Origin of the sequence: Flavobacterium sp. (genome assembly GCF_029242675.1) — a bacterium.
GTDB lineage: Bacteria > Bacteroidota > Bacteroidia > Flavobacteriales > Flavobacteriaceae > Flavobacterium.
The window spans coordinates 1-4882 of the sequence record NZ_JAQWTM010000044.1 but is presented as its reverse complement, the minus strand read 5'-3'; the positions used below and the strand labels follow the sequence as shown (position 1 = coordinate 4882).

Sequence of the window (4882 nt, the reverse complement as noted above, 5' to 3'; positions counted from 1 at the left end):
AAACCTACGTGATGGGTATGACAAAAATAGCATCTAATCTTGAGGCTGCAAAAAAGGAAAACTCCGTAATTACTTTAGAAAAAGATTATAAAACCAAGTACGAAGGCTTTGATCCCAATGCACCTGAAACTATGATAGGCCTGACTTTGATGCAGGAAGAATATTTGGAAAATAGTATTGCTTTAGCAAGTAAGGTGGAAGATAAATTTGAAGCACTTGGTAAAAAAATTAGAGGAGGAGGAGTAAAGCAAGCTCCTTACATGGTACTTCACAAAGCGTATATGCCAAGGGTTTTAATCGAAATGGGTTTTATTTCTAACTATACCGAAGGAAATATACTCGACTCAGAAGAAGGTCAGAATGAGATAGCGAAAGCAATTTCAGATGCTATTTTGAGCTATAAAAACGAATATTATGGAAGCGAATAAGTTTAAATTAGAAATGCGCTTTTAACAGATATAGTATTTTTAATAACTTTTATGAAATAGTGTAGAGCCAAGACAACTACTTTAAATAAAGTTCAAAACTCAGTCTTAGCCTTAAATTATAAAAAGTAAACCACAAAAATTTTGGTTTGATAGTAAAGTCGCAGGGAATTAGTAGTTAAAGATGTTGTTTTTGTGATGATGAAACTTCTGATTATGAGAGATCTAAAATGACACTAAATGAAGTACGATAAATCGGGTTAGGTAGTACCTATCAGGCACCAATTGATGATGGCTATAAAATCAGTATTTAAGAAGCAATTAAATAGGCTTAGTTTTGATTTTTTATTATTAAATTTGCAATAAATAAAAATATATTTTGAAATTATCAAGAGAAATTAAAACGGCAATTCTAGTAATTGCATCCCTTTTATTATTTATTTGGGGTTACAGTTTTTTGAAAGGAAGAGAACTTTTTAGTACCTACACGACTTTCTACGCTGAATATGATTCTGTGGAAGGATTACCTAATTCCGCACCAGTGACTTTGAATGGTCTAGTAATTGGTAAAGTGACTGTTATTAAAATCAATCCTAGTACCGGTAAATTAATGGTGGAAATGCAGGTTAAAACTGATTTTCCTATTTCAAGGTCAAGTAAGGCGACCATTTATGAGCCAAGTTTTATTGGAGGAAAGCAAATTGCCATTGAGCCCAATTTTCAGGACAAAGAATTAGCAATGGATGGACAATTATTGGTAACTGATGTTCGTGTTGGTTTAGTTGAGTCATTAGGGAATCAATTGAGTCCTATTCAAGCGAAGTTGGATAAGATATTGACAAATGCCGATGTGCTACTGACGGGAATAAACAATGTTTTGGATAAAAAAACGCAAGAGGATTTAAAAGTTAGTTTATCTGAATTAAGTCAAACTATGGTTCAATTTCGTAAAGCATCCTCTACTGTTAATGTGATGCTGGATGAGAACAAAACACAAATTAAAGGTGTTGTCACTAATTTTAATAAAGTTTCAGGAGATTTTGCACAAATATCGGATTCTATCAAAAAAGCTAATTTAGGTAAAACCGTTCGGGATATTAATGCCACAATAGCAAAAGTAAACGCGATAATGAAAGGCCTAGAATCAGGTAAAGGAAGTATGGGTAAATTGCTTAATGATGATGCATTATATTCCAATCTTGAAAAATCGTCAAGGGAATTGGAGTTACTTCTTCAAGATGTGCGCTTATATCCAACGCGATACGTAAATATTTCTTTGTTCGGCAAGAAAAACAAACCTTATACTGGTCCACCTTCAGATACAATTAAAAAACAATAAAACTAGCATTTATGAGCTACTTAGATAATGTATTATTTGCCATTGTATTAGCAATTGGTTTTGGTTATTTTTTTATAAATATCAAGAAAATAATTAGAAATATCAATCTTGGAATTGATGTAGATAGAAAGGATAACCCTAGCGAAAGATGGAAAAACATGGCCATGATTGCTTTGGGGCAGTCAAAAATGGTGAAACGCCCAGTAGCGGGAATTATGCACATCATCGTTTATTTAGGATTTATAATTATCAATATTGAATTACTTGAAATCATTATTGATGGATTGTTTGGTACGCATAGAGTTTTTGCTTTTTTAGGCACAACCTATAACGTTTTGATTGCATCTTTTGAAATATTAGCAGTTTTGGTACTTTTTGCTGTAGCTGTATTTTGGATCAGAAGAAATGTAATTAGACTAAAACGTTTTATACATTCTGATTTAAAAGGATTTCCTAAGAATGATGCAAACTATATTCTTTATTTTGAAGTTGTACTGATGACTTTATTTTTGCTAATGAATGCAACTGATTTGCATTTGCAAAATGTACCAGGTGGTTTTTCACACTTTATTAAAGCTGGATCTTTTCCAATAAGTCAATTCATTGAGCCGATCTTTAACGGAATGTCGAATGAATTGGTTATGTTATTGACCGAGGTTTTTTGGTGGATGCATATCGTTGGGATCTTAATCTTTATGAATTACTTGTATTTTTCAAAACACCTACACATTTTATTGGCTTTCCCAAATACCTATTTTGCTGATTTGAACCCATTAGGTGAGTTTGATAATTTAGAAGCGGTAACTAAGGAAGTGAAGATGATGATGGATCCTAACGCAGACCCGTTTGCGGCAGCGCCTCCAGCAGCAGAGGGAGAAGTTCCAGCTAAGTTTGGTGCTAGCGATGTCCAAGATTTGAATTGGGTACAATTACTTAATGCATATACGTGTACGGAATGCGGTAGATGTACTTCGTCATGTCCAGCTAATCAAACCGGGAAAAAATTGTCTCCACGTAAGATTATGATAGATACAAGAGATCGTTTAGAAGAAGTGGGTAGAAATATAGATGCTAATAAAGGTATATTTATTCCAGATAATAAAACATTATTAAACGATTATATAACTACCGAAGAATTATGGGCATGTACCTCATGTAATGCTTGCGTTGAAGAATGTCCCGTAAATATTAGTCCGTTATCAATCATTATGGATATGCGTCGCTACCTAGTAATGGAGCAAAGTGCAGCGCCAATGCCGTTAAATGCTATGATGTCTAACATTGAAAATAATGGTGCACCATGGCAATATAACCAACAAGATAGATTGAACTGGAAAGACGAAAACTAATATTTTAATAGTTAAAGTTCAAAGAAAATAAGCTGAAAAGCGATAACCGAATAAAAAATTAAACAATGTCAGAAAATTTAATTGTGCCTACTATGGCAGAGATGTTAGCTCAAGGAAAACAACCTGAGGTATTATTTTGGGTAGGTTGTGCAGGTAGTTTTGACGATAGAGCAAAAAAAATAACTAAAGCATTTGTACGTATTCTAAACCGTGCTAATGTTCCTTTTGCAGTACTTGGTACTGAGGAGAGTTGTACTGGAGATCCAGCTAAAAGAGCCGGGAATGAGTTCTTGTTTCAAATGCAAGCCATGATGAATATTGAGGTGCTAAATGCATATGAAGCTAAAAAAATCGTTACGGCTTGCCCACATTGCTTCAATACTTTAAAGAATGAATATCCGGAGTTAGGTGGTCAATACGAAGTGGTACATCACACGGAATTTTTAAAATCATTATTAGATGATGGTAGACTAACAATCGAAGGTGGACAGTTTAAAGGAAAGAAAATAACATTTCACGATCCGTGCTATTTAGGTAGAGCCAATAAAATTTATGAGGCACCACGTGAGTTAATTGAAAAATTAGACGTGGAACTTGTAGAAATGAAGCGTTCTAAGGCAAATGGTTTATGTTGTGGAGCAGGTGGAGCTCAAATGTTTAAAGATGCTGAACCAGGAAACAAAGAGGTAAATGTATTGAGAACTGAAGATGCACTTGAAGTACAGCCTGATATTATTGCAGCGGGTTGCCCTTTTTGCAATACGATGATGACAGACGGAATCAAAAATAAAGAGAAAGAAGGCGAAGTTCAAGTAATGGATATCGCAGAGTTAATTGCTAATGCACAAGATTTGTAATTAAGTTTCCAAAAAAATTGGTATGCGAAAATTTCATTCGCATAGCAGTTGAAAAAGCTTTCAATTAAAAAACAAAATTAAAACATGTACGTACCATTTGAAGATTTACCAGAAGAATCCCGTGTTTGGATTTATCAATCCAATAGAAAATTTTCTGATGCGGAGTTTGCTGAAGTAGAGACAGCCTTGCGTTCTTTTCTTGATGGATGGGCTGCACACGGTACTAGTTTAGAATCATCTTATCAATTAAATTACAATCGATTTATTATTATAGCAGTAAACCAAGATGTTCAAGCTGCAACGGGATGCTCAATAGATGCTTCAGTTGAATTTATTCAGAGTTTAGAAAAGAAATATACGGTAGATTTGTTAGATAAAATGAATGTAACCTTTAAGTTAGGGGAACATATTGCTCACAAACCACTACTTGATTTTAAAAAAATGGTGAAGGACAAAGCAGTTACTGAAAATACCATCGTTTTTAACAACCTTATAAATAATATAGAAGAATTTAAAGAGTCGTGGGAAGTACCCGCAATTGACAGTTGGCACAGTCGCTTTTTTTAAATGACTCTAAGGATACTTAAGTTTATATAGAACATCTGAAAAAATTCAGATGTTTTTTTTTGCTCTATTTTAACTCTGACTTGATTTTCTAGAAAATAGTGTTGCTGCTGTGATAGTATGTCGTTAGTAAAAGCAACAAAGTTGATTCAAGTAGATGAAAAGTTTAACATTTAAAAAGGTATTTCCTTGCCGATTTCAAATGAAGTCCGCTTGATTTTTATTAAATTCGTTCCATTAAATTACATACATGAGAATTGCAATAGTTTGTTATCCAACATTTGGAGGAAGTGGTGTCGTAGCTACTGAATTAGGTTTAGAATTAGCGCGCCAAGGGCACGAGGTGCA

General features: G+C 33.9%; 5 protein-coding genes. All 5 read left to right on the top strand.

All coding sequences use genetic code 11. The features are described 5' to 3' along the window. Nucleotides 1-428, top strand: a 428-nt coding sequence (locus P8M54_RS01810; RefSeq protein WP_366525109.1) for an N-acetylmuramoyl-L-alanine amidase, incomplete at its 5' end; no start/stop codon positions are given. A 376-nt stretch (nucleotides 429-804) separates the two neighbouring features. After that, nucleotides 805-1764: an MlaD family protein gene (locus P8M54_RS01805; RefSeq protein WP_300284356.1), complete on the top strand. Its 960-nt coding sequence runs from the start codon at nucleotides 805-807 to the stop codon at nucleotides 1762-1764. 11 nt (nucleotides 1765-1775) lie between these two features. Further along, entirely contained in the window at nucleotides 1776-3113 is a 1338-nt protein-coding gene (locus P8M54_RS01800) for a (Fe-S)-binding protein (RefSeq protein ID WP_300284353.1), read from the top strand. Nucleotides 3114-3178: 65 nt separating this feature from the next. After that, nucleotides 3179-3970, top strand: a complete 792-nt coding sequence (locus tag P8M54_RS01795) for a (Fe-S)-binding protein (RefSeq protein WP_300284350.1) — start codon at nucleotides 3179-3181, stop codon at nucleotides 3968-3970. A gap of 84 nt (nucleotides 3971-4054) precedes the next feature. Beyond that, on the top strand, nucleotides 4055-4537 hold the full coding sequence (locus tag P8M54_RS01790; protein WP_300284347.1) for an ABC transporter ATPase: 483 nt from the start codon (nucleotides 4055-4057) through the stop codon (nucleotides 4535-4537). The last annotated feature ends 345 nt before the right edge of the window (nucleotides 4538-4882 follow it).

Bases quoted from the DNA above. Each gene is read 5' to 3' on its own strand.
- P8M54_RS01790 (WP_300284347.1), top strand. From the start codon at position 4,055: ATGTACGTACCATTTGAAGATTTACCAGAAGAATCCCGTGTTTGGATT.
- P8M54_RS01800 (WP_300284353.1), top strand. From the start codon at position 1,776: ATGAGCTACTTAGATAATGTATTATTTGCCATTGTATTAGCAATTGGT.
- P8M54_RS01795 (WP_300284350.1), top strand. From the start codon at position 3,179: ATGTCAGAAAATTTAATTGTGCCTACTATGGCAGAGATGTTAGCTCAA.